Source organism: Reyranella sp., assembly GCF_030651995.1.
GTDB lineage: Bacteria > Pseudomonadota > Alphaproteobacteria > Reyranellales > Reyranellaceae > Reyranella.
The window spans coordinates 86,916-107,664 of sequence record NZ_JAUSBN010000052.1 but is presented as its reverse complement, the minus strand read 5'-3'; the positions used below and the strand labels follow the sequence as shown (position 1 = coordinate 107,664).

Sequence of the window (20,749 nt, the reverse complement as noted above, 5' to 3'; positions counted from 1 at the left end):
CTCTTTTCATGTTCCTCTCCCCCGCTAGGGCTATCGTATTCACACATCTCGACGGATGCCTCGCGCGAGTGAAAGAGGCGGTCACAAAATCTGAATCTTTTCAATGCTTCTGGCGCTAGTGATGGCCCCAGTTGTGTCGGCGAGGCCGACACGCAAGTCATTGATACAGAATCATTTTTTGAGATGTGTGAATCCGATAGCCCGCTAGGGGGAGAGGCTAGGTGAGGGGGCGAGTCGAGGCGTTCATGCGCGACCCCCTCACCCAACCTCTCCCCCTAGCGGGGGAGAGGAGTCTGAAATCCTACTTCTTCTTCCGTTCTGTCACAGGCACGGTGACTTCGTTGGCGCGCAGCTGCAGCAGCTCGTCCGCCTTCAATCCAAGCAATTCGCCCAGCACCGCATCGGTATGCTGCCCCAGGGTCGGCGCCGGGCGCTTGATCTCCGACTTGCCGCCGGTATGCAGCCGGATGGGCGAGATCGGCACGCGGGTCTTGCCGCGGCGCGGGTGCTCGACATCGACCCAGAAGCCGCGGGCCTCGAGATGCGGGTCGTAGGCGACCTCGCGCGCGGTCTTCACCGGGGCGCACGGGACCCGCGCTTCGTTGAGCGCGGCCAGCACTTCTTCCTTGGTCTTGGGCAGGGTCCAGGCACCGACCATGTCGTCGATCGTTGCCATGTTCTTCGCGCGGCCCGGCGTCGTCATGAACTCGGGATTGGTCAGCAGGTCCTCGCGGCCCAGCATCTCGCACATCGACGTCCAGTGCCGGTCCGCCGAGGTGAAGATCGCGACATAGCCGTCGCGGCAGCGATAGGTGTTGTAGGGCGCCATGGCGAGCGCCGGGTGCCGGTTGCCGGTGCGGTCGGGCACGTTCTTGTCGCCGTCCATCACCGCGCCCAGCGCCGAGGCGATCGAGATCGCGCCGGCCTCGTGCATGGCGACTTCGACGCGCTGGCCTTTCCCGGTGCGTTCACGTTGCACCAGCGCGCCCAAAATGCCGGCGCAGAGATGGATGCCGGCCAGGAAGTCGCACACCGCGGCGCCGGCCTTGGTCGGCGGCCCGTCGGCGTCGCCCGTCGCATTGGTGATGCCGCTCATCGCCTGGATGGTGACGTCCATCGCGGCGAGGTCGCGATAGGGCCCGTCGAGGCCGAAGCCCGAACTGCCGCCATAGACGAGGCGCGGGTTGAGCTTGCTCAGCACGTCGTAGCCCAGACCCAGCCGGTCCATGACGCCGGCGGCGAAGTTCTCGATCAGCACGTCGGCCTTGGCGACCAGCTCGAGGAAGATCTCCTTGCCGCGCGGCTGCTTGAAATCGAGGACCACCGACTCCTTGTTGGAGTTCAGCATGACCAGCGGATAGGGCTCGACCTCGCGCTTGCGGCGGCGCACCACGTCGCCCTCCGGCGGCTCGATCTTGAGCACGCGCGCGCCCATGAAGGCGAGCTGCAGGCCGCAATAGGGGCCGTTGTAGATCTGCCCCAGATCGAGGACGAGCATCCCGTCGAGCGGCCGTCGAATCTGGGGTTGGATGGTCATGGCGTTTTCTCCGATAGGCGTACCGGACTGTAACGCGAACCGGCGGCGCGGGCAGGGCCGAGTGCAGGCCCGGTCCGTTGTGCGAGCGGAAAAGGCGCTTTAGGGTCGCCGCCATGAGCACCATCACGCGAATCGACGTCGGCCCGCGCATGAGCGAGGCCGTCATCCTGGGCAACCGCATCCATTGCTCGGGCATGATCCCCGAGGATACGAGCCTCGACATCACCGGCCAGGTCCGGCAGGCGCTGGCCGAGATCGACTCCCTGCTGGCCAGGGGCGGCAGCGACAAGTCGAAGATCCTGACGGCCACGATCTGGCTGAGCGATATCTCCGATTTTGCCGCCATGAATGAAGTTTGGGACGCCTGGGTCGCGCCCGGCCACGCGCCCGCCCGGGCCACCGTCGAGGCGCGGCTGAACGACCCGGACATGAAGGTCGAAATCATGGTCGTCGCGGCGATCTAGCCTCTGCTAAGGTCCCGCCCGCTTTTGAAGTTTCTTCGAGGAGAGAGAATATGAGCATCAAGCGCATCAACGCCGGCGCCCGCATGAGCAGCGCCGTGGTCCATGGCGACACCGTCTATCTCGCCGGCCTCACCGCCGACGACGCCAAGGCCGACGTCAAGGGCCAGACCAAGCAGATCCTCGACAAGGTCGACAAGTTCCTGGCCGAGGCCGGCACCGACAAGTCGAAGGTCCTCTCGGCCAACATCTGGCTGACCGACATTTCGACCTGGAGCCAGATGAACGAGGTGTGGGACGCCTGGGTCTCCCCCGGCAACACCCCGGCCCGCGCGACCGTCGAAGCCAAGCTCGCCGCTCCCGGCCTCAAGGTCGAGATCATGATCCAGGCCGCCAAGTAGGGCGTGTCTGCTGCACTGAAAAGGGCCGGCCTCGCCGGCCCTTTTTTTGTTTGCGCAGCCTTCTGACCTACAGTGGGTCCAACAAAATCCTCATCCTGAGGAGGCCGCGCAGCGGCCGTCTCGAAGGATGGGCAACAGGCGTGATTTAGGTGCGCCTCTTGGCCAGCATCTGGATCGAGCCGAAGTCACCCCGGATGAGCGCCTCCTTCTTGGCGCGGGGCCAGCCTTTCACTTGGCGCTCGACCGCAATGGCATCAGTGATCTTCTGGAAATGCTCGGACCAGACGGGCGTCACCGGCAAACGCTTTGCGGTGTAAACGCCACAGATACCATTGTTGTGTTCAGAAAGGCGACGTTCCAGACCTAGGCGTGCTGACCCGACATAGTAGCTGTCATCGGCACATCTCACCATGTAGACGCCGGCGCCGGACTCCTCGGACATTCAGGCGTTCTGTCCTGTTGCCCATCCTTCGAGACGGCCGCTGCGCGGCCTCCTCAGGATGAGGTCGTGTGGGTTGGAGGCACCCGTCCGAAAGTGCGCGTTGCGCCCCTGAACTCTAGTTGATCGGACCCATGATCTTGCCCGGGTTCATGATGTTGTCCGGGTCGATCGCCTTCTTGATGGCGCGCATCAGCGACATCGCCTCGCCGTGCTCCTGGTAGAGGTACTTGATCTTGCCGATGCCGACGCCGTGCTCGCCGGTGCAGGTGCCGCCGAGGTTCTGGGCGCGGGCGATCATGCGGTCGTTGAGACCCTCGGCCCGCGGCAGGTAGGTCGGGTCGTTCGGATCGACCATCATGGTGAGATGGAAGTTGCCGTCGCCGACATGGCCGACGATCGGGGCGTAGAGGCCGTTGGCCTGGATGTCCTTCTGGGTCTCCAGGATGCATTCGGCGAGCTTGCTGATCGGCACGCAGACATCGGTCGCCCACATTCCCCAGCCCGGCTTGTAGGCCTTGGCGGCCCACGCCGCGTCGTGGCGGGCCTGCCACATCTTGCTGCGTTCCTCGGCCTGGTTGGTCCAGGCGAAGTCGCCGCCGCCATGCTCGGCGGCGATGGCCTGCACCATCTCGGCCTGTTCTTTGGTGCCGGCCTCGGTGCCGTGGAACTCCAGCAGCAGCAGGTTCTTCTGCGGCAGCGTGAGCTTGGAATACTGGTTCACCGTGTCGACGGTGTAGGTGTCCATCAGCTCGATGCGCGCCACCGGGATGCCGGACTGGATGGTCTGGATCACCGTGTTGACCGCGCCCTCGAGGTCGTCGAAGGCGCAGGTCGCGGCGACCATGGATTCGGGCGTGCCGTAGAGACGGAGCGTGATCTCGGTGATGACGCCCAGGGTGCCCTCGGAGCCCACGAACAGCTTCACCAGGTCGTAGCCTGCGCTCGACTTCCGCGAGCGGCGGCCGAGCTGCATGATCCGGCCGTCGGGCGTCACGACCTGCAGCGAGAGCACGTTCTCGCGCATCGTGCCGTAGCGCACCGCGTTGGTGCCGGAGGCGCGGGTGCTGGTCATGCCGCCGATCGAGGCGTCGGCGCCGGGATCGATCGGGAAGAACAGGCCGGTCGCGCGCAGGTATTCGTTGAGCTGCTTGCGGGTGACGCCGGGCTGCACGACCACGTCGAGGTCGGCCTCGTTGACCTGCAGGATCTTGTTCATCCGGCTGACGTCGAGCGAGATGCCGCCGTTGGGGGCGCTGATATGGCCCTCCAGCGAGGTGCCGGTGCCGAACGGGATGATCGGGGTCTTGTGGCGGGCACAGAGCTGGACGATCTGCTGCACTTCCTCGGTCGATTCGGCAAAGACCACGGCGTCGGGCAGGTGCGCTTCGTGATACGAAATGTCCTTGCCGTGCTGCTCGCGCACGGCGTGCGCGGTGCTGACCCGGTCGCCGAACAGCGCCTTCAGCTCGGCGATCGTGGCATCGACGTTGAGGGGGCGCGCCTGGGCCGCTGCAGCCATGTTCGTTCTCCTAGCGTAAGCCGTTTGGATACGCTCAAATGGGGGCAAAGCCAACCTGAGGAACCGCCCCATGCGCGACGTCTATGTGATCGGCGCCTACACCACCGTCTTCAAGAAGCACCCCGGCCTGAGCTTCGGCGACCTGGCCCGGGAGGCCTATCTGGGCACCCTGGCCGATGCCGGCATGGACAAGGGCACGGACATCGAAACCGGCTGGCTGGGCAATTGCGGCATGGGCTTCTGGGGCCAGAACTCGATCCGCGGCCAGGCGCTGTTCCAGCCGCTGGTCGAGGAGGGGCTGTTTCCCGAGCGGGTGCCGATGTTCAACGTCGAGAATGCCTGCGCCACCGCCTCGACCGCCTTCATGGGCGCCTGGAAGGACGTGCTGGCCGGCACCCACGAACTCACCTTCTGCCTGGGCGTCGAGAAGCTGTTCAGCCCGGAGGCACCCGAGCGCACGGCCGGCCTGTTCAACCAGGGCTACATCACCAGCCAGCACGACCGGCTGGTCGAGGAGATGAACCGGGTGGGCAAGATGGTCGGCTCCGAGTTCAAGCCGGGCGATGACCGCACCATCTTCATGGATACCTACGCCATGCAGGCCAAGTGGCACATGTGGAAGTACGGCACGACCCAGGCCCAGATCGCGGCCGGTGCTGCCAAGAACCATAATTACGGCGCGCTCAACGAGAAGGCGCAGTACCGCTTCCAGATGACGCCACAGTCGGTGCTGGAGGACCGGCCGGTGTCCTTCCCGCTGACCCGCGCCATGTGCGCGCCGATCGGCGACGGCGCGGCCGCCGCCTTGTTGTGCTCGGCGGAGTATCTCGCGAAGCAGCCCAGGCACGTGCAGGACCGCGCCGTGAAGATCGCCGGCGTCGGCTTCTCGGGCGGCATGTACCGCAACCTCGACGCGCCCGGCCTGACGCGCGCGGCCGCCGACAAGGCCTACCGGATGGCCGGGCTGGGGCCGGAGGACATCGACGTCGCCGAGGTCCATGACGCCACCAGCTTCTGCGAGATCTACCAGTGCGAGATGCTGCGCTTCTGCCCCGAGGGCGAGGGCGGCAAGTTCGTCGAATCGGGCGCCACCGGCCCCGGCGGCAAGCTGCCGGTCAACACGTCGGGCGGCCTGGTCTCCAAGGGCCATCCGGTGGGCGCCACCGGCCTGTCGATGCTGGCCGAACTCGCCACGCAGCTGCGCGGCGAGGCCGGCGCCCGCCAGGTGGAAGGTGCCAAGGTCGCGCTCGCCGAGAATGGCGGCGGCGTGATCGGCATGGAAGAGGCCGTGGCCTCGGTGGTGATTCTGCAGAAGGCCTAAGCCGTTCTCTGTTGTTCACAATATGAGAACATGTTAGCGTCATGTCGTGCAGGTGATTGCCAAGCGCGTCTTGCGTGAATTCTGGTTGCGACACCCTGCTGCGGAGGTGCCGCTCAAGCTGTGGTATGCACGTGCGATAAGAGCGAGATGGAAGCGGCCGAGTGATCTGCGTGACCAGTTCGGCGCCACTGTGGATTTCGTCGCGGGCAACCGGGCAATTTTTGACATTGGAGGCAACAAGTACCGCTTGGTTGTGAAGATCGACTACCAGGTTCAATTGGTACTGGTCCGTTTCGTTGGTCTGCATGCCGCCTATGATCGCATTGACGCAAGGACTGTTTGAGGACGTCTCATGCTCGTAAAGCCTGTTCGCACGAGGGCCGATCACCAGCGCGCACTGGCTGAGATCGAACGCCTCATCGGCGCCCGGCGCGGCTCGGCGCAAGCCGATCGCCTCGAAGTATTGGTTGCTCTGGTCTCGATGTACGAGGCCACTCATGATGCTATCGATCTGCCTGATCCAATCGAGGCCATCGAGACGCATATGAGTGAGCGCGGTCTGGGCCAGGCCGATTTCGCGAGATTGGTGGGTTCACGGTCGCTCGCTTCGGCGATTCTCAATCGTAAGCGAGCGATGTCGCTGGCCGTGATCAGGAAGCTGGCGAGCGAATGGGACATTCCCACGGACATTCTGGTCCAGCCGTATCGGCTCGATGGCGAACGCGGGCGACGGGCAGCCGCTTAGCACTCTGGCAAGAACGACCTTAGGAGAGACACTGAAATGACAATCCGCTTCGACAATCGAGTCGCCATCGTCACCGGCGCGGGCAACGGGCTCGGCCGCGCGCACGCGCTCCTGCTGGCCAGCCGCGGCGCCAAGGTGGTCGTTAACGATCCGGGCGGCGCGGTCGACGGCAAGGGTGGCGGTCACGCCGCGGCCGACAAGGTCGTCGACGAGATCAAGGCGGCGGGCGGCCAGGCCGTCGCCAACTACGATTCCGTCGCCGAGGCCGCGACCGCCGCCAACATCGTGAAGACCGCCGTCGATGCCTTTGGCACGGTCGACATCGTGGTCAACAATGCCGGCGTCCTGCGCGACAAGACCTTCCACAACATGACGACCGAGGATTTCGAGTTCGTGGTGAAGGTCCACTTCCTCGGCACCGCCTATGTGACCCATGCCGCCTGGCCGATCCTGCGCGCCAAGGCCTATGGCCGCATCGTCGTGACCTCCTCGAACTCGGGCATCTACGGCACCTTCGGCCAGTCCAACTATGGCGGCGCCAAGCTCGCCGTCGTGGGCTTCATGAACGCGCTCAGGCTCGAGGGCCAGAAGTACAACATCATGATGAACGCGCTGGCGCCGATCGCCGCCACGCGCATGACCGAAAGCCTGATGACGCCCGAGGCGCTGGCCAAGCTCAGGCCCGAGTTCGTCTCGCCGATGGTCGCCTTCCTGTGCAGCGAGCAGTGCCAGCGTACCGGCGACATCTGGAGCGCCGGCGCCGGCACCTTCGCGCGCATCGAGTATCGCGAGGCCGAGGGGCTCAGGATCGACGGTCGCGCGCCGACCATCGAGGACGTGGCCGACAATATCGAGAAGATCGCCGACGTCTCGGCCAGCCGGGTCTTCCGCACCTCGGGCGAGGAAGTCGCCGCCGTCGTGAGCGGCTCCTGAGCAGCGAGGCGTCTCCTTTTACCGCGCCGGCAGCGGATCGGCTGCTGCCGGTCGAGAAATGGTTGATCCGGGAAGGCCGGCTGGTCCGGAGACCGGACGCCTTCCTCGAGCAGCTCATGAATCGCGTGCTCGAGGCCGGCATCCCGGTCTGGCGCACGTATATCGGCCTGCAACTCGTCCACCCGCAGCTCCAGGCGATGGGCTTCCTGTGGCGGCGCGGCGAGCGGGCCGAGACGATCACCCGGGCCTACGGCGTTCAGTTCACCCCGGCCTATATCGGCAGCCCCCTGCAGGAGGTGCGGGAAGGGGGCACCCCGGTCCGCTACCGGCTCGACGGCCTGACCGAGCGGCACCATCACGTTCTGCACGAGGTCAAGGACGGCGGCGGCGCCGATTACTTCTCGCTGCCGATGCGCGTACGCCGCGACGGGCCGCTGCCGGTCGTGGCCTTCGCGACCGATCGTAAGGACGGCTTCAGCGACGCCGACATCGACGACCTGACGCGCCTGGTCGACATGATGGGCGCGGTGACCGAGATGTACATCGAGGAGAGCGTCGCCCAGACCGTCGCCCAGACCTATCTCGGCCGCCAGGTCGGCGAGCGCATCCTGCGCGGCATGATCCGCCGCGGCGACGGCGAGGAGATCCGGGCGGTGCTCTGGTTCTCGGACCTGCGCGACTTCACTGGCCTCAACGAGCGCCTGCCTCCCGACCAGGTGCTCGAACTGCTGAACAACTACTTCCAGTTGGTGGGCGATGCGCTCGCCAAACATGGCGGCGAGATCCTGAAGTTCATCGGCGACGGCGTGATGGCCTATTTTCCGGCCGAGGATGCGCTGTTCATGCCGATGGTGACAGCGGCCGCGCTCGACGCCGCGCGCAAGTTGATCGCCGATGCCGAAGCCGCCAACGAGGCGCGCGCCACGGCCGGCGCCGAGCCGATCAAGTTCGGCATCGGGCTCCACGTCGGGACGGTCACCTTCGGCAATATCGGCACCGAGGACCGGCTCGACTTCACCGTCATCGGCTCCGCGGTCAACCGCGCCTCGCGGCTCCAGGGCCTCACCAAGGCCCTCGGCGTCCGCGTCTGCGCCTCCGCCGAATTCAACCAGGACTGCCCGCGCCCGATGAAATCCCTGGGCAAGCACCGCCTGCGCGGTGTCCGCGAGCCGGTCGAGATCTTCACGCTGCCGGACTGAGCCAAAGGTCCTTCGCTGCGCTCAGGATGACAACATTTTCGGAGTTGGCGCACCGCGTCGACCCAACAACATTGTCATCCTGAGCGCAGCGAAGGACCTTTCCTTCAGACCTTCGTCTTCCAGCCCTCGATCCAGGTCAGCGCTTCCTCGTCGGGCAGGGGCTGCTCGGAGGCGTCGATTTCGAGCCGGTCGCCGACCTTCCGGGCGCCGCACCGCTCCAGCGCCTGGTCGACCTTCTTGCCGCCGCCGCAGAACGTGTCCTGGTAGGTCATGTCGCCCAGCGCGATGACGCCGTAGCGATGGCCCGACAGGTCGGGCTTGTCGCGCTCCAGTGTCTCCACCAGCGGCAGGATGTTGGTCGGGATGTCGCCCGAGCCGTGGGTCGCGCAGACCGCGAGGAGCACGTCGTGCGCCTCCAGGTCGGCGGCGGTCGCGGCCTTGTCGGTGACGTCGACGGCGTGTCCGGCACTCGCCAGCACGGGTTGCAGCGCGTCGGCCACCATCTGGGCATTGCCCGACTCGGTGCCGACAAGAATGAGGATTGAGGCCATACTCCCGGATAAGGGACCGAGTGCCGCGATGCGACGCGACCGGATGGCGCGGCCGATTCGGCCATGCCAGTCTTGCGGCCCATGACTGAAACACGAGAAACGCCCGTTCTGTCCGCCCTCGAGGGCGGCGTGCTGACCCTGACGCTCAACCGCCCGCAGCGGCTGAACGCCATGAGCCATCAACTGATCGAAACCATGAACGCCGAGCTGAAGCGCGCCCGCGACGACGATGCCGTGCGCGCCGTGCTGCTGACCGGCACCGGCCGCGGCTTCTGCGCCGGCGCCGACCTCGCCGGCGGCGGTCCCGGCGATGCGGGGGCCTCGGGCCCGCGCGACGTCGGCGCGGCCATGGACCGAATCTTCAATCCGATGATCCGGGCCATGCGCGATCTCCCGAAGCCCATCGTGGCGGCCGTGAACGGTGTGGCGGCCGGCGGTGGCGCCAACTTGGCGCTGGCCTGCGATATCGTGATCGCCGCGCGCTCGGCCCGTTTCGACCAGGCCTTCGTGCGCATCTCGCTGATCCCCGACCTGGGCGGCACCTGGTTCCTGCCGCACACGGTGGGCGATGCCCGGGCCCGCGCGCTCGCGATGCTCGGCACCTCCGTCCCGGCCGAGGAGGCCGCGCGCATGGGCATGGTCTGGCAGGTCGTCGACGATGCCGCCCTGATGGACGAGGCCGGCAAGATCGCCAGGAAGCTCGCCACCGGCCCGACCCGCTCCTATGCGGCGATCAAGGGCGCGATCAACGCGGCCGCCACCAACACGCTTGACCAGCAGCTCGACCTCGAACGCGACCACCAGCGCGAGCTCGGCAAGAGCGAGGATTTCAAGGAGGGCGTTGCGGCCTTCCTCGCCAAGCGCGCCCCCCATTTCACCGGACGTTGAGAGACGAAAGAATGACCTACGAGAAGATCCAGATCGCCAAGGAAGACGGCCTCGCCACCCTGACCCTGAACGCGCCGGACCGGCTGAATGCCGTGTCGCGCAAGATGATCGGCGAGCTGAAGCAGTGCTGGGAGGAGCTCGCGGCCGACGCCTCTGTGCGCGCCGTGCTGCTGACCGGCGCGGGTCGCGGCTTCTGCGCCGGCGCCGACCTCGCCGATCCCGACCGCGCAAAGGGCAACACCTCGGACTCGGGCGAGGCGCTCGACAAGTTCTTCAATCCCGTGATCCGCCTGATGCGCAGCGTCCCCAAGCCGATCGTGGCGGCGGTGAACGGCCCGGCGGCCGGCGTCGGCATGAGCTTCGCGCTCGCCTCCGACATCGCCGTGGCGGGCAAGTCGGCGTCCTTCCTGCAGGCCTTCGCCCGCATCGGCCTGCTGCCCGACGGCGGCAGCACCTGGTTCCTGCCGCGTCTGGTGGGCGAGCAGCGGGCGCGGGCGCTGGCGATGCTGGCGCCGCAGATCAGCGCCCAGCAGGCCAAGGACTGGGGCCTGATCTGGGACGTGGTCGAGGATGCCGATCTCATGAAGACGGCAGGCGACCTCGCGCGCCGCCTCGCGGACGGGCCGACGATGTCGCTCGCCCGCATCAAGGAGGCGATGAACCGCGCCAGCGGCAACACGCTGTCGCAGCAGCTCGACGTCGAGCGCGACTTCCAGCGCGAGCTGGGCAAGAGCGAGGACTTCAAGGAGGGCGTCGCGGCCTTCCTCGCCAAGCGCAAGCCCGCCTTCAAGGGCAAGTAGGACTACAAGAATACGATCACGGGAGAGACCACCATGACGACGCCGTTCAAGGAGATCACTTCGGGCCTCAGGTTCCCCGAGGGTCCGGTGGCCATGCCGGACGGTTCGGTCATCCTGGTCGAGATCGCGCGCGAGACGCTCACCCGCGTCACGCCCGACGGCAAGCAGCACATCATTGCCAAGCTTGGCGGCGGCCCCAACGGCGCGGCGATGGGCCCTGGCGGCAAGATCTACGTGACCAACAATGGCGGCTTCAACTGGGTCGAGCGGTCCGACGGCCGCCTCTTCCCGGGCACGGCGCCGGCCTCGTACAAAGGCGGCTCGATCCAGGTGGTCGACCCGGAGACCGGCAAGTTCGAGACGCTGTACGACAGCTGCGACGGCCGCAAGCTGAACGGCCCGAACGATCTCGTGTTCGACGATGCCGGCGGCTTCTGGTTCACCGACCTCGGCAAGACGCGCGAGTACGACAGCGATCGTGGCGCCGTCTACTACGCCAGGGCCGACGGCTCGAAGATCGAGCAAAAAGTGTTCCCGCTGGAGCGCCCCAACGGCTGCGGCCTCTCGCCTGACGGCAAGACGCTTTATGTCGTGGAGACCCCGACCGCGCGCCTCTGGGCCTTCGATCTGTCGTCGCCCGGCACGATCAAGGACGCCAACGGCCCCTATCGCGGCGAAAAGGGCCGGGTGGTGGCGGGCCTCGGCGGCTACCAGATGTTCGATTCGCTGGCCGTCGATTCGGCCGGCCACATCTGCGTCGCGACCCTGATCACCGGCGCCGTCTCCGACATCTCGCCCGACGGAAAGTCGGTGACGCAGCACAAGTTCCCCGACCCGATGGTCACCAACGTCTGCTTCGGCGGACCGGACCTGCGCACCGCCTACGCCACGCTGTCGATGACCGGCAAGCTGGTCAGCTTCGAATGGCCGCGTCCGGGGCTGAAGCTCGAGTATCTGAACAAGTAGGGCCGCTACTTCATTCGGTCCACGGCCGCCTGGACGATCGTCCGGGCGGCGGTCCGGTGCTCCGGATCCGTTGGCAGGAATTCCTCGCCGTCCCAGTTCACGATTCGGATCTGGTAGTGCATGTCGTCCGGTGCTTCTTCGACAGGCTCGCGGTAGGTGGCCCGTATGACGGGAAGCGCCGAGATCAGGTTCCGGGGCAGGTAACGAGCACGGGAAACCTGCTTGCCCGTGCGGGTCTCGATGGTCTCGCCAAGGCGCTGGAGGGACGAAATATGAACCTTCTCCCACATGGGAACGGCGTGGCGATCATAGCAGCCGTTGTAGTGGAAACGGGGCAGATCGCGGATCGGGTAGTTGCCGATCGACCGTAATGTGAGAGGCATGAGGCGGTAGAAGCGGAGACGGCTTTCGTGCTGCGCCGCCGTCGCCCAGCCTGGTTCGATGAGTTTCCATTTCTTTGGATCCGCCGGAAATCTGGGAAACTTCTTCGTCACCCGCTTCAGCATCCAGTCGAGCGTCACGTCGTCGAGGGATCGGGGATTGTCGCGCCGCCGATCGGCTTCGGGAATGTAGCTTCCGCCGACATCGGCATGGACGCCGGGAAACCATACCTGCTCCGTACGGCTGAGGTAGCGCTTGAATTTCGGGCGCCGCCAGACGGTCGCCTCGAAAGGCTGCCGGTGCTCATCGATCGCAACGGCGTGAAGATTGAGCTCCGTGATCGATGACAGGTCGACATCGTGGAACTGATACTTGTCGCGATTGAAGAGTTTGAACCTGTGAAGCGGGACGCCGAGGGCTCCCACGGTATCGAAGACGCCGACGCACGAGATGCGGAACTTATCGCGATCATGGACGTAGGGGGTAAGTGCCGCATGCACGCCCGGCAGGCGTTCATTTGGTGGTGTTCGATAGTAGGCCCAGGCCAACGCTTCGTTGGTCTTCGTACAGTCCTGGCAGCGCAGCAACCCGGCGGCGCCGATGAATCCCACGAGGGACCTGGCCGTGTAGGCGCCGCGCGAAAACCCGAATACGAAAACTTCGCAGCCGGGCTCGTAGTGGAAGGACAGGAAACGGTAGGCATTCCTGATTTTCTGCGGCATGCCCGACCCGAAGATGCCGCCCTTCAGCCGGTCCTGCCACGACGTGCCGATGCCGCGCTCGTAGAACACGATATTGATGGTGCCGTCGACATCGTCGATCGAGCTGGTGATCTTCGTTGGATCCTGAGGACGGACGTCGCCAGTGTCCTTCCTGTCGCGCAAGGTTTCGGCGATTATCCGCTGCAGCCTGACGACGTTCGTGTCCGAGTTGCCGAAATCCCGGTCGTTCCACGTGCCATCGAGCAGCAGGATGATGCGCTTTTTCCCGGACGCGGGCGCGCCTGCAGGCATGTCCGTCATCGACATTCGCCGTCCCCCTACGGTGAAGAGGGAACTAAACCATCAATTGCATGGTGTGGCCATGTCGCGCGCTCATGCACGGCCGCATATCACCGCGGAAGCTGGCTCACGGGCTCAACTTTTCGCCTGCCCCCGCACCTCGCGGCTGGCGACGACCTTGCCGGCGGCATAGGCCTCGTGGTTGGCGTCGACGTCGGAGAGCTTGTAGCGGTAATTCACCATCATGCCGTAGGACTGCTTGAACCCATTGGCGCTGGTGTCGCCCAGCCAGTTGAGCCGCTCGACGACGGCGCCGTTGCCGAGGTGAAAATGCGCCACCCGGTCGAGCGCGCGGCCCTTGTCGGTGGCGGTGAGATAGACGGCGGCGAGCCGCGTCAGGATCGGGCGCAGCGCCTTGTCGATGGCGGGCACCTCCCACCAGATCGGGCGCGCCAGGAGCTTGAGGACGGCCGCCGCGCCGTGTGCGTCGTCGATGACCGGCCCCAGCGAGGCGATCTCGTTCTGGGTCAGCGCGCCGTCGCCCTCGGTCTTGAACCGGTGCTCGACATGCTGGCGCAGGCCGGGAATCGGCGACAGGGTCGCGAAGTCCTTGATGTTGGGCAGGTCGCGCGACAGCTGGTCGGCGACGCGCTTGATCAGGAAGTTGCCGAAGCTGATGCCCGCCAGCCCCTGCTGGCAGTTCGAGATCGAATAGAAAATCGCGGTGTTGGCGTGCTTGGGATCGTGCGTCTCGTCGCGCGCGTCGAGCAGGCGTTGCACGTTGCCCGCCATGCCGTCGACCAGCGCCACCTCGACGAAGATCAGCGGCTCGTCGGGCATGCGCGGATGGAAGAAGGCGAAGCAGCGGCGGTCCGAATCGAGCCGGTTCTTGAGGTCGCGCCAGGAACGGATGGCGTGCACGGCCTCGTAGGTCACCAGTTTTTCCAGCAGCGAGGCGGGCGAGGCCCAGTCGATGCGCACCAGATCGAGGAAGGCCACGTCGAACCAGGCCCCCAGCAGCGAGCGCAAATCCTCGCTCAGCGCCTTGGCCGCGGCGTCGCTGCGACCCAACGCCAGCAACTCGGCGCGCAGGTCGACCACGAACTTCACACCCTGCGGCACGCCGACGAACTCGCGCAGCAGCCGCACAGCCGGCGGCTCCAGTTCGCGACGCAACGCCCGGGCGGGCTCCTTGCCGGCGCGCCAATGGTCGACCGTCTTCATCGCGGCCTCGCGCGGCAGGCCGTAGTCGCGCGCCAGGGTCATCAGGAACTTCTTGCGACCCGCGGGCGAGAGCGACAGGTAGGCCTGCCCCAGTTCGGCGGCCCGGCCGCGACGCGCCGTCTCGCCGCCCTTGCCTTCGAGGCAGGCGTCGATTCGGCTTTTCAGGCGCGGGATGTCGTCGTCGGGAAGATCGGGCCGGAGCGGCGCGCCCACCGCCTCGCGGGCGCCGCGGGCGGTGTCGACGAAAGCAGTGCGAAGTCGTTCGAGGGTACGGTCGACGGTATTGGAGAACAGCAGGGCCATGTGCCGATTATGTCATAGCAAACGTGTCACTCCAGTGGCGTCAGATGAACGAGGCTTCACCTCGCCGCGCTGTTATGAAGAAGGCAGGTCCAGCACGCGCCACAGATACCAGCTCGCCACCGTGCGATAGGGCCGCCATTTCTCACCGGCTTTCTCCAGCGCTTGCGGTGAGGGCAACGCGCGCTTCCTGAACGCCTTGGCGTAGGCCTTGCGCAGACTGTAGTCGTCGAGCGGCAGCACGTCGGGGCGGCCGAGGCGGAACATCAGGAACATCTCGGCGCTCCAGCGGCCGATGCCGCGGACCGTCACCAGGCGCTCGATCAGTTCGGCGTCGGGGATCGCCAGCGCCTCGTCGAGCGTCGGCAGTTCGCCGCCCTCGACACGGCGTGCCAGGTCCTGCACCGCCAGCACCTTGGCGTGCGACAGACCGCAGCCGCGCAAGGCGTCGTCCGGTGTCTTCAGGATGTGACGCGGCGTGAAGCCATCGGGCGCGTCGGGATAGAGCGCCTCCACCCTGCCGTAGATGGTGGCGGCCGCCTTGTTCGAGAGCTGCTGGTAGACGATGGCCTCGGCCAGCGAGCCGAACAGACTGCGCGAGACCTTGAGCTGCATGCGGAAGGGGCCGACCGTGTCGATGATCGCGGCCAGCGTAGGATCGGCGGCCCTGAGATGCGCGATGGCTTTCGCCGGCTTGAACGTGAAACGGTTCATCGAGCTGCAAAGAGAGGCCCCGCGCCGACCTCGGCCGCGCCCTCGATTTCCAGCATGCGCCGCTTGGTCGAGACGCCGCCATTGGCCGAGAAGCCGCCCATCCTCCCGTCGGCACCCAGCACGCGATGGCAGGGCACGATGATGGCCACCGGGTTCTTGCCCAGCGCCTGGCCGACCTCGCGCGATTCGTGCGGCACGCCGAGACGCCGCGCGATCTCGCCATAGGTCATGGTGCGGCCGGGCGGAATGGTGCGCGCCACCTCGTAAACCCTGCGGTGGAACTCGGGCGCGGCTTCGAGGTCGAGCGGGATGTCGGCGAGATCGACGGCATCGCCTGCCAGGAGTGACTGCACGCGATCGAGCGCGCGCTGCACGCCGGCCGGCACCGAGCTCGCTTCGACGGCATCGGGCCAGCGACGTTTGACGCGGGCGCGCGTCGCCGCCGGGTTCGCCTCGGGAAGCTGAAGCCCGGCGATGCCGCGACCGCTCCAGGCGACGGCGCAGGTGCCGATCGGCGTGTCGAACAGGGCGAAATCGCGGGCGCTCATGGGCTCGACCTTTCCCTCTAACCGGTCAACCCGTCAAGTTAGCGGTTCGGCCCAGCGGTGGATTGAATGGGTGGCTACGAGTAGCTACCTTGTTGGCATGCGCATCGTCGGCATCAAGGACCTGAAGAACCAGCTCAGCGAATATGTGCGGGCGGCGGCGGCCGGCGAGACCGTTCTCGTCACCGACCGCAACCGGGTCGTTGCCGAACTCGTACCGCCGGCCTCCGGGCGAAGTGCGTCTCCGGGCGATGCCTTGCTGGCGGACGCCGTGCGGCAAGGCTGGATCGCACCGCCACCGCTCGCCGCAAGCGGCGTGCCACCCCGTCGTCCCGTGGCGCCCTTCGACGATATCCTGGCCGAGCTGCGCGAGGATCGCGACGCCCGTTGATCTATCTCGATACATCGGTCGCCCTGGCCCACATGCTCGCGGAAGATCGTGCGCCGCCGGAGGCCCTTTGGCGGCAGTCGCTCGTGTCGAGCCGGTTGCTGGAACACGAGATGTGGACCCGCTTGCATGCGCGCGGTCTTGGTCTCTCCCATGGCGAGGAAGCGCGGGCGCTGCTCGGGCGCGTTACCCTGATCGAGCTTGCACCTCCGATCCTGGCGCGCGCGCTCGACCCCTTTCCCGTTCCCGTCCGTACGCTCGATGCGCTTCATCTCGCGTCGATCGAGTTTCTGCGGTCGCGCGGTCAGACCGTCGACCTGGCGACGTACGATGACCGCCTTGCTCTGGCGGCGCGCGCCTTGGGTGTCTCTCTCCTTCCTCTGTAAGCTTCGGCGACCGTCATCAAACTGGCACCGACCGCGTCTAGCGTCAGGGACTCGATTTAGAGCCGGAGTTGTTGGGTTGATCCATCCGCGGGCAGAAAGCCATTCGCTCCTGAAGCAGGCGGTGCGCCGCCACAAGGTTCTGTCCCGTGAAGGGATGCTGGAGAAGCTGTTCGAGCGGCTGTTCCGCGGTCTGGTCTACGCCCAGATCTGGGAAGATCCGGAGATCGACCTGGAGGCGATGGCGCTGACGCCGGACTGCCACGTCGTGGCGATCGCGTCGGGCGGCTGCAACATCCTGTCCTATCTCACCGCCGATCCCGCGCGCATCACCGCCGTCGACCTCAGCCGCGCGCATGTTGCGCTCAACCGGCTGAAGCTCACGGCGGCGCAGAGACTGCCCTCCTGGTCGGATTACTATCGCTTCTTCGGCGCCGCCGACTCGGGTGCCAATCCGCGCGTCTACGACCGCGAGATCGCGCCTCATCTCGATACCGAGAGCCGCGCCTACTGGGAAGGCCGCAGCCTGCACCGGGGCGGCCGGCGCCGTATCTCGATCTTCGCCCAGAACGCCTATCGCCACGGCGTGCTCGGCCGCTTCATCGGCGCGGCGCACATTGCCGCGCGGGCCTACGGCGTCGACTTCCGCAAGCTCCTCGCGGCGCGGACGATCGAGGAGCAGCAGCGCTTCTTCGATACGGTGCTGGCGCCGCTGTTCGACAAGCCGGCCGTGCGCTGGGCGACGTCGAACCGCCTGTCGCTCTACGGCCTCGGCATCCCCCCGGCGCAGTACGAGGCGCTGGCCGGCGGCCGCGACATGGGCTCGGTGCTGCGCGACCGCGTCGAGCGGCTGGCCTGCGGTTTCAGCCTCGAAGACAATTACTTCGCCTGGCAGGCCTTCGGCCGCGGCTATGCGCGTAACGCCAGTGGGCCCTTGCCGCCCTATCTCAGGCAGGAGAATTTCCCCGCGGTGAAGCACGGCGCCGGGAAGGTCGAGGTGATGAACCGCTCGGTGACGGATTATCTTGCGGCCTGTCCCGCCGGCTCGCGCGACCGCTACGTGCTGCTCGACGCCCAGGACTGGATGACCGACGCGCAGCTCAATGCGCTGTGGGCCGAGATCACGCGCACGGCGCGGCCGGGCGCCCGCGTGATCTTCCGCACCGCCGCCGAGCCCTCGCTGCTGCCCGGTCGCGTCGCGTCCGCGCTGCTCGACCAGTGGCACTATGAGGCAGAGGCGTCGCGCGCCTTCACCGCACGCGACCGGTCGGCCATCTATGGCGGCTTCCATCTCTATGTGCTGAAGCCGTGAGCACGACACTCGCCAATGCCGGTCTGATGGACCGGATCTATCGCCGTCAGCGCCACGTTTACGATCTCAGCCGCAAATACTACCTGCTGGGCCGTGACCGGTTGATCGACGGCCTCGCGCCGCCGCCCGGCGGTCGCGTGCTGGAGATCGGATGTGGCACGGCGCGCAACCTGATCGCGGTTGCCCATCGTCATTCCGACACACCGCTGTTCGGCATCGACCTGTCGCTGGAAATGCTCGACACGGCGCGCCGCCGCGTCGACCGGGAAGGGCTGGGTGGCCGCATTCGCCTCGCCCATGCCGATGCCACGCGCTTCGACCCGGCCCTGTTGTTCGGTGTGCCGGGATTCTCGCGCATCTTCTTCTCCTACACGCTGTCGATGATCCCCGAGTGGGAGGAGGCGCTGGCCCAGTCGGTCGTGTGGCTGCAGCCCGGCGGTGAGCTGCATCTCGTCGACTTTGGCGGCCAGGAGCGGCTGCCGCGCTGGTTCCGCGGCGGCCTGCGCCAGTGGCTGGCGCTGTTCCACGTGATCCCGCGCGACGCGCTGGAGGCCGCCCTGACGCGGCTGCCCGGCGACATCGAGGTCCGGCGCTTCGAACGGCCGCATCTCGGCTACGCCCAATACGCCGTCTGTCGTCGCTCTGCCCGCTAAGGAAGGCCGCGCTCGCTCTTCCAGGGCATGGCGCCCCTGTCCCAGGGGCATCGCGGGGGCCATTGGCAACCGCACGCGTCGGGTGCTAACCCCTCAGCAACGATTGCCTTAGTCGGGAGTACCCAAGATGACCGAAGCCTTCATTTGCGATGCGATTCGCACCCCTGTCGGCCGCTACAATGGCGGCCTCGGCGGCATGCGCGTCGATGACCTTGCGGCCCATCCGATCAAGGCGCTGATGCAGCGCAACGCCAGCGTCGACTGGGGCTCGGTCGACGACGTCATCTATGGCTGCGTGAACCAGGCCGGCGAGGACAATCGCAACGTCGCCCGCATGGCCGGGCTGCTCGCGGGCCTGCCGGTCGAGGTGGCCGGCGCCACCGTCAACCGCCTCTGCGGTTCCGGCCTCGAAGCCGCGGGCCATGCCGCCCGTGCCGTGAAGCTCGGCGAGGCCGACCTGATGATCGCCGGCGGCGTCGAAGGCATGACCCGCTCGCCCTACGTGATGGGCAAGCCCGAAAGCGCCTTCGACCGCTCGATGAAGCTCGAGGACACGGTGCTGGGCTGGCGGTTCGTCAATCCGCGCATGAAGGCGGCCTATGGCGTCGACCCGATGGGCCAGACCGCCGAGAACGTCGCCACCGAGCACCAGATCAGCCGCACCGACCAGGACGCCTTCGCCTATCGCAGCCAGCGCCGCTGCAGGGCCGCGCAGGAGCGCGGCTTCTTCGAGAAGGAGATCGTCAAGGTCTGCGTGAAGAGGGGCAAGACCGAGGTGATCGTGGAGAAGGACGAGCACCCGCGCGGCGACACCACGATGGAGACCCTGTCCAAGCTCGCCGCCGCGTTCCGCGACGGCGGCTCGGTGACGGCCGGCAACTCCTCGGGCCTGAACGACGGCGCCTGCGCCATGATCATCGCCTCGGAAGCCGCCGCCCGCGCCAACGGCCTGACACCGCGGGCCCGTATCCTGGGCACGGTCTCGGCCGGCGTGCCGCCGCGGGTCATGGGCATCGGCCCGGTGCCGGCGACGCAGAAGCTGCTGGCCAAGCTCGGCATGACCATCGCCGATTTCGACACGATCGAGCTCAACGAGGCCTTCGCCGCCCAGGCGCTGGCCGTGCTGCGCCAGCTGGGCCTCGCCGACGATGCCGAGCACGTGAACCCGAACGGCGGCGCGATCGCGCTCGGCCATCCGCTGGGCGCCTCGGGCGGCCGCCTGATGATCACCGCGCTCAACCAGCTCGAGGCCACCGGCGGCAAGCGCGCCCTCGCCACCATGTGCATCGGCGTCGGCCAGGGCATCGCGCTCGCGCTGGAGCGTGTTTAGGTCGAGCTGTACCCACGTCTCATTCAGACTCCTCTCCCCCGATAGGGGGAGAGGCTGGGTGAGGGGGCGACGCACCGCCCGTAACCCCCTCACCTAACCTCTCCCCCTACCGGGGGAGAGGAATATGAAAAAGCGCTACGCAGTAGCGTTCAGATTGATCCCGGCGCGGCGCATGTCGCTCATCATGCGCTTGCGGCTGTCGTCGAGGTCGATGGCGGCCGTCGCCTCGACCACCACGGCCACGTCGAAGCCCGCCTGACGCGCGTCGATGGCCGACCAGGCGACGCAGTAGTCGAGCGCCAGGCCGCAGAAGATCAGCTTCGTGAAACCGCGCGCCTTCAGGTAGCCGTCGAGGCCGGTGCGCGTCATGCGGTCGTTCTCGCGGAACGCGGAATAGGAATCGATGCCGGTGTGGAAGCCCTTGCGCACGATCATCTGCGCCTTGGTGACCTCCAGGTCGGGATGGAACGCGGCCCCCGGCGTGCCCTGCACGCAATGGTCCGGCCACAGGACCTGCGGCCCGTAGGGGAACTGCACCGTGGTGAACGGCTCCGCGTCCTGCCACGCGCTCGCGAACGAGGCATGGCCCGGCGGATGCCAGTCCTGAGTCAGCACGACATGGTCGTGGCGCGCGATCAGGCGATTGACCAGCGGGACGATGGCGTGGGCGCCGGCCACGGCCAATGCACCGGCCTCGCAGAAATCGTTCTGCACGTCGACGACGATCAGGGCCTCGTTCGGCATCGGTGCGCTCC

Annotated in this window: 24 protein-coding genes; 15 read left to right on the top strand and 9 right to left on the bottom strand. The window is 66.8% G+C overall.

From position 1 onward, the window contains the following. Positions 1 to 301: 301 nt before the first annotated feature. Positions 302 to 1,537 carry a CaiB/BaiF CoA-transferase family protein gene (locus Q7V45_RS15895; RefSeq protein ID WP_304853794.1) on the bottom strand — a complete coding sequence of 412 codons (1,236 nt, stop codon included), beginning with the start codon at positions 1,535 to 1,537 and terminating at the stop codon, positions 302 to 304. A 113-nt stretch (positions 1,538 to 1,650) separates the two neighbouring features. On the opposite strand from Q7V45_RS15895, the gene Q7V45_RS15890 reads away from it, so the two are divergent. Together Q7V45_RS15890 and Q7V45_RS15885 are read left to right on the top strand one after the other, a co-directional pair. Then, positions 1,651 to 2,001: a RidA family protein gene (locus Q7V45_RS15890; RefSeq protein WP_304853793.1), complete on the top strand. Its 351-nt coding sequence runs from the start codon at positions 1,651 to 1,653 to the stop codon at positions 1,999 to 2,001. Between the two features lie 50 nt (positions 2,002 to 2,051). Beyond that, positions 2,052 to 2,399: a RidA family protein gene (locus Q7V45_RS15885; RefSeq protein ID WP_304853791.1), complete on the top strand. Its 348-nt coding sequence runs from the start codon at positions 2,052 to 2,054 to the stop codon at positions 2,397 to 2,399. A gap of 145 nt (positions 2,400 to 2,544) precedes the next feature. Here the strand turns inward: Q7V45_RS15885 and Q7V45_RS15880 are convergent, their stop codons facing one another. Continuing rightward, positions 2,545 to 2,841, bottom strand: a complete 297-nt coding sequence (locus tag Q7V45_RS15880) for a GIY-YIG nuclease family protein (RefSeq protein WP_304853790.1) — start codon at positions 2,839 to 2,841, stop codon at positions 2,545 to 2,547. 115 nt (positions 2,842 to 2,956) lie between these two features. Then, positions 2,957 to 4,360, bottom strand: coding sequence for an FAD-binding oxidoreductase (locus Q7V45_RS15875; protein ID WP_304853789.1), 1,404 nt, complete (start codon positions 4,358 to 4,360; stop codon positions 2,957 to 2,959). A gap of 70 nt (positions 4,361 to 4,430) precedes the next feature. Here Q7V45_RS15875 and Q7V45_RS15870 point away from each other — a divergent pair, with 70 nt between their 5' ends. From Q7V45_RS15870 to Q7V45_RS15850, 5 genes are all read left to right on the top strand, one after another. After that, complete coding sequence (locus tag Q7V45_RS15870; protein ID WP_304853787.1) at positions 4,431 to 5,681, top strand: thiolase family protein; 1,251 nt, start codon at positions 4,431 to 4,433, stop codon at positions 5,679 to 5,681. 46 nt (positions 5,682 to 5,727) lie between these two features. After that, positions 5,728 to 6,024, top strand: coding sequence for a type II toxin-antitoxin system HigB family toxin (locus Q7V45_RS15865; protein WP_304853786.1), 297 nt, complete (start codon positions 5,728 to 5,730; stop codon positions 6,022 to 6,024). A 9-nt stretch (positions 6,025 to 6,033) separates the two neighbouring features. Further along, positions 6,034 to 6,426 (top strand): type II toxin-antitoxin system HigA family antitoxin, encoded by a 393-nt coding sequence (locus Q7V45_RS15860; RefSeq protein WP_304853785.1) that lies wholly within the window; start codon positions 6,034 to 6,036, stop codon positions 6,424 to 6,426. Between the two features lie 36 nt (positions 6,427 to 6,462). Beyond that, positions 6,463 to 7,359 carry an SDR family NAD(P)-dependent oxidoreductase gene (locus Q7V45_RS15855; protein ID WP_216960009.1) on the top strand — a complete coding sequence of 299 codons (897 nt, stop codon included), beginning with the start codon at positions 6,463 to 6,465 and terminating at the stop codon, positions 7,357 to 7,359. Positions 7,360 to 7,475: 116 nt separating this feature from the next. Then, positions 7,476 to 8,558, top strand: a complete 1,083-nt coding sequence (locus Q7V45_RS15850) for an adenylate/guanylate cyclase domain-containing protein (RefSeq protein WP_304853784.1) — start codon at positions 7,476 to 7,478, stop codon at positions 8,556 to 8,558. A 104-nt stretch (positions 8,559 to 8,662) separates the two neighbouring features. Here Q7V45_RS15850 and Q7V45_RS15845 read toward each other — a convergent pair whose 3' ends face one another. Further along, positions 8,663 to 9,109: a flavodoxin domain-containing protein gene (locus tag Q7V45_RS15845; protein WP_304853783.1), complete on the bottom strand. Its 447-nt coding sequence runs from the start codon at positions 9,107 to 9,109 to the stop codon at positions 8,663 to 8,665. Between the two features lie 81 nt (positions 9,110 to 9,190). Between Q7V45_RS15845 and paaG (Q7V45_RS15840) the strand changes: the two genes are divergently transcribed. Genes paaG (Q7V45_RS15840) through Q7V45_RS15830 form a run of 3 tightly spaced genes read left to right on the top strand, consistent with a single transcriptional unit; the run spans position 9,191 to position 11,763 of the window. After that, positions 9,191 to 9,997, top strand: a complete 807-nt coding sequence (paaG, locus tag Q7V45_RS15840; protein ID WP_304853782.1) for a 2-(1,2-epoxy-1,2-dihydrophenyl)acetyl-CoA isomerase PaaG — start codon at positions 9,191 to 9,193, stop codon at positions 9,995 to 9,997. 11 nt (positions 9,998 to 10,008) lie between these two features. Beyond that, positions 10,009 to 10,797 (top strand): 2-(1,2-epoxy-1,2-dihydrophenyl)acetyl-CoA isomerase PaaG, encoded by a 789-nt coding sequence (paaG, locus tag Q7V45_RS15835; RefSeq protein ID WP_304853781.1) that lies wholly within the window; start codon positions 10,009 to 10,011, stop codon positions 10,795 to 10,797. A 33-nt stretch (positions 10,798 to 10,830) separates the two neighbouring features. Next, positions 10,831 to 11,763: an SMP-30/gluconolactonase/LRE family protein gene (locus Q7V45_RS15830; protein WP_304853779.1), complete on the top strand. Its 933-nt coding sequence runs from the start codon at positions 10,831 to 10,833 to the stop codon at positions 11,761 to 11,763. 5 nt (positions 11,764 to 11,768) lie between these two features. Here the strand turns inward: Q7V45_RS15830 and Q7V45_RS15825 are convergent, their stop codons facing one another. The 4 genes from Q7V45_RS15825 to Q7V45_RS15810 all read right to left on the bottom strand — a co-directional run bounded on the left by Q7V45_RS15825 (position 11,769) and on the right by Q7V45_RS15810 (position 15,931). After that, the gene (locus Q7V45_RS15825; protein WP_304853777.1) at positions 11,769 to 13,166 is read right to left on the bottom strand and encodes a DUF2235 domain-containing protein; all 1,398 of its coding nucleotides are present in this window, start codon (positions 13,164 to 13,166) and stop codon (positions 11,769 to 11,771) included. Between the two features lie 114 nt (positions 13,167 to 13,280). After that, positions 13,281 to 14,672: a malonyl-CoA decarboxylase domain-containing protein gene (locus Q7V45_RS15820; protein WP_304853776.1), complete on the bottom strand. Its 1,392-nt coding sequence runs from the start codon at positions 14,670 to 14,672 to the stop codon at positions 13,281 to 13,283. Between the two features lie 72 nt (positions 14,673 to 14,744). After that, positions 14,745 to 15,383 carry a DNA-3-methyladenine glycosylase gene (locus Q7V45_RS15815; protein ID WP_304853775.1) on the bottom strand — a complete coding sequence of 213 codons (639 nt, stop codon included), beginning with the start codon at positions 15,381 to 15,383 and terminating at the stop codon, positions 14,745 to 14,747. Further along, on the bottom strand, positions 15,380 to 15,931 hold the full coding sequence (locus Q7V45_RS15810; RefSeq protein ID WP_304853773.1) for a methylated-DNA--[protein]-cysteine S-methyltransferase: 552 nt from the start codon (positions 15,929 to 15,931) through the stop codon (positions 15,380 to 15,382). Before Q7V45_RS15810 ends, Q7V45_RS15815 begins: the two co-directional genes overlap by 4 nt. A gap of 70 nt (positions 15,932 to 16,001) precedes the next feature. Here Q7V45_RS15810 and Q7V45_RS15805 point away from each other — a divergent pair, with 70 nt between their 5' ends. From Q7V45_RS15805 to pcaF, 5 genes are all read left to right on the top strand, one after another. After that, on the top strand, positions 16,002 to 16,319 hold the full coding sequence (locus tag Q7V45_RS15805; protein WP_304853772.1) for a type II toxin-antitoxin system Phd/YefM family antitoxin: 318 nt from the start codon (positions 16,002 to 16,004) through the stop codon (positions 16,317 to 16,319). Further along, positions 16,316 to 16,702, top strand: coding sequence for a PIN domain-containing protein (locus Q7V45_RS15800; RefSeq protein WP_304853771.1), 387 nt, complete (start codon positions 16,316 to 16,318; stop codon positions 16,700 to 16,702). Before Q7V45_RS15805 ends, Q7V45_RS15800 begins: the two co-directional genes overlap by 4 nt. A gap of 79 nt (positions 16,703 to 16,781) precedes the next feature. Next, positions 16,782 to 18,011, top strand: a complete 1,230-nt coding sequence (locus Q7V45_RS15795; protein ID WP_304853835.1) for a DUF3419 family protein — start codon at positions 16,782 to 16,784, stop codon at positions 18,009 to 18,011. After that, on the top strand, positions 18,008 to 18,664 hold the full coding sequence (locus Q7V45_RS15790) for a class I SAM-dependent methyltransferase (protein WP_370692609.1): 657 nt from the start codon (positions 18,008 to 18,010) through the stop codon (positions 18,662 to 18,664). Before Q7V45_RS15795 ends, Q7V45_RS15790 begins: the two co-directional genes overlap by 4 nt. Positions 18,665 to 18,791: 127 nt before the next feature. Then, positions 18,792 to 19,994, top strand: a complete 1,203-nt coding sequence (gene pcaF, locus Q7V45_RS15785) for a 3-oxoadipyl-CoA thiolase (protein ID WP_304853770.1) — start codon at positions 18,792 to 18,794, stop codon at positions 19,992 to 19,994. A gap of 135 nt (positions 19,995 to 20,129) precedes the next feature. Here pcaF and pncA read toward each other — a convergent pair whose 3' ends face one another. Continuing rightward, entirely contained in the window at positions 20,130 to 20,738 is a 609-nt protein-coding gene (gene pncA, locus Q7V45_RS15780; RefSeq protein WP_304853768.1) for a bifunctional nicotinamidase/pyrazinamidase, read from the bottom strand. Positions 20,739 to 20,749: the final 11 nt, after the last annotated feature.

Coding starts and splice junctions, on each gene's coding strand:
- Q7V45_RS15895 (WP_304853794.1), bottom strand. CDS start 1,537: ATGACCATCCAACCCCAGATTCGACGGCCGCTCGACGGGATGCTCGTC.
- Q7V45_RS15890 (WP_304853793.1), top strand. CDS start 1,651: ATGAGCACCATCACGCGAATCGACGTCGGCCCGCGCATGAGCGAGGCC.
- Q7V45_RS15885 (WP_304853791.1), top strand. CDS start 2,052: ATGAGCATCAAGCGCATCAACGCCGGCGCCCGCATGAGCAGCGCCGTG.
- Q7V45_RS15880 (WP_304853790.1), bottom strand. CDS start 2,841: ATGTCCGAGGAGTCCGGCGCCGGCGTCTACATGGTGAGATGTGCCGAT.
- Q7V45_RS15875 (WP_304853789.1), bottom strand. CDS start 4,360: ATGGCTGCAGCGGCCCAGGCGCGCCCCCTCAACGTCGATGCCACGATC.
- Q7V45_RS15870 (WP_304853787.1), top strand. CDS start 4,431: ATGCGCGACGTCTATGTGATCGGCGCCTACACCACCGTCTTCAAGAAG.
- Q7V45_RS15860 (WP_304853785.1), top strand. CDS start 6,034: ATGCTCGTAAAGCCTGTTCGCACGAGGGCCGATCACCAGCGCGCACTG.
- Q7V45_RS15855 (WP_216960009.1), top strand. CDS start 6,463: ATGACAATCCGCTTCGACAATCGAGTCGCCATCGTCACCGGCGCGGGC.
- Q7V45_RS15850 (WP_304853784.1), top strand. CDS start 7,476: ATGAATCGCGTGCTCGAGGCCGGCATCCCGGTCTGGCGCACGTATATC.
- Q7V45_RS15845 (WP_304853783.1), bottom strand. CDS start 9,109: ATGGCCTCAATCCTCATTCTTGTCGGCACCGAGTCGGGCAATGCCCAG.
- paaG (WP_304853782.1), top strand. CDS start 9,191: ATGACTGAAACACGAGAAACGCCCGTTCTGTCCGCCCTCGAGGGCGGC.
- paaG (WP_304853781.1), top strand. CDS start 10,009: ATGACCTACGAGAAGATCCAGATCGCCAAGGAAGACGGCCTCGCCACC.
- Q7V45_RS15830 (WP_304853779.1), top strand. CDS start 10,831: ATGACGACGCCGTTCAAGGAGATCACTTCGGGCCTCAGGTTCCCCGAG.
- Q7V45_RS15825 (WP_304853777.1), bottom strand. CDS start 13,166: ATGACGGACATGCCTGCAGGCGCGCCCGCGTCCGGGAAAAAGCGCATC.
- Q7V45_RS15820 (WP_304853776.1), bottom strand. CDS start 14,672: ATGGCCCTGCTGTTCTCCAATACCGTCGACCGTACCCTCGAACGACTT.
- Q7V45_RS15815 (WP_304853775.1), bottom strand. CDS start 15,383: ATGAACCGTTTCACGTTCAAGCCGGCGAAAGCCATCGCGCATCTCAGG.
- Q7V45_RS15810 (WP_304853773.1), bottom strand. CDS start 15,931: ATGAGCGCCCGCGATTTCGCCCTGTTCGACACGCCGATCGGCACCTGC.
- pcaF (WP_304853770.1), top strand. CDS start 18,792: ATGACCGAAGCCTTCATTTGCGATGCGATTCGCACCCCTGTCGGCCGC.
- pncA (WP_304853768.1), bottom strand. CDS start 20,738: ATGCCGAACGAGGCCCTGATCGTCGTCGACGTGCAGAACGATTTCTGC.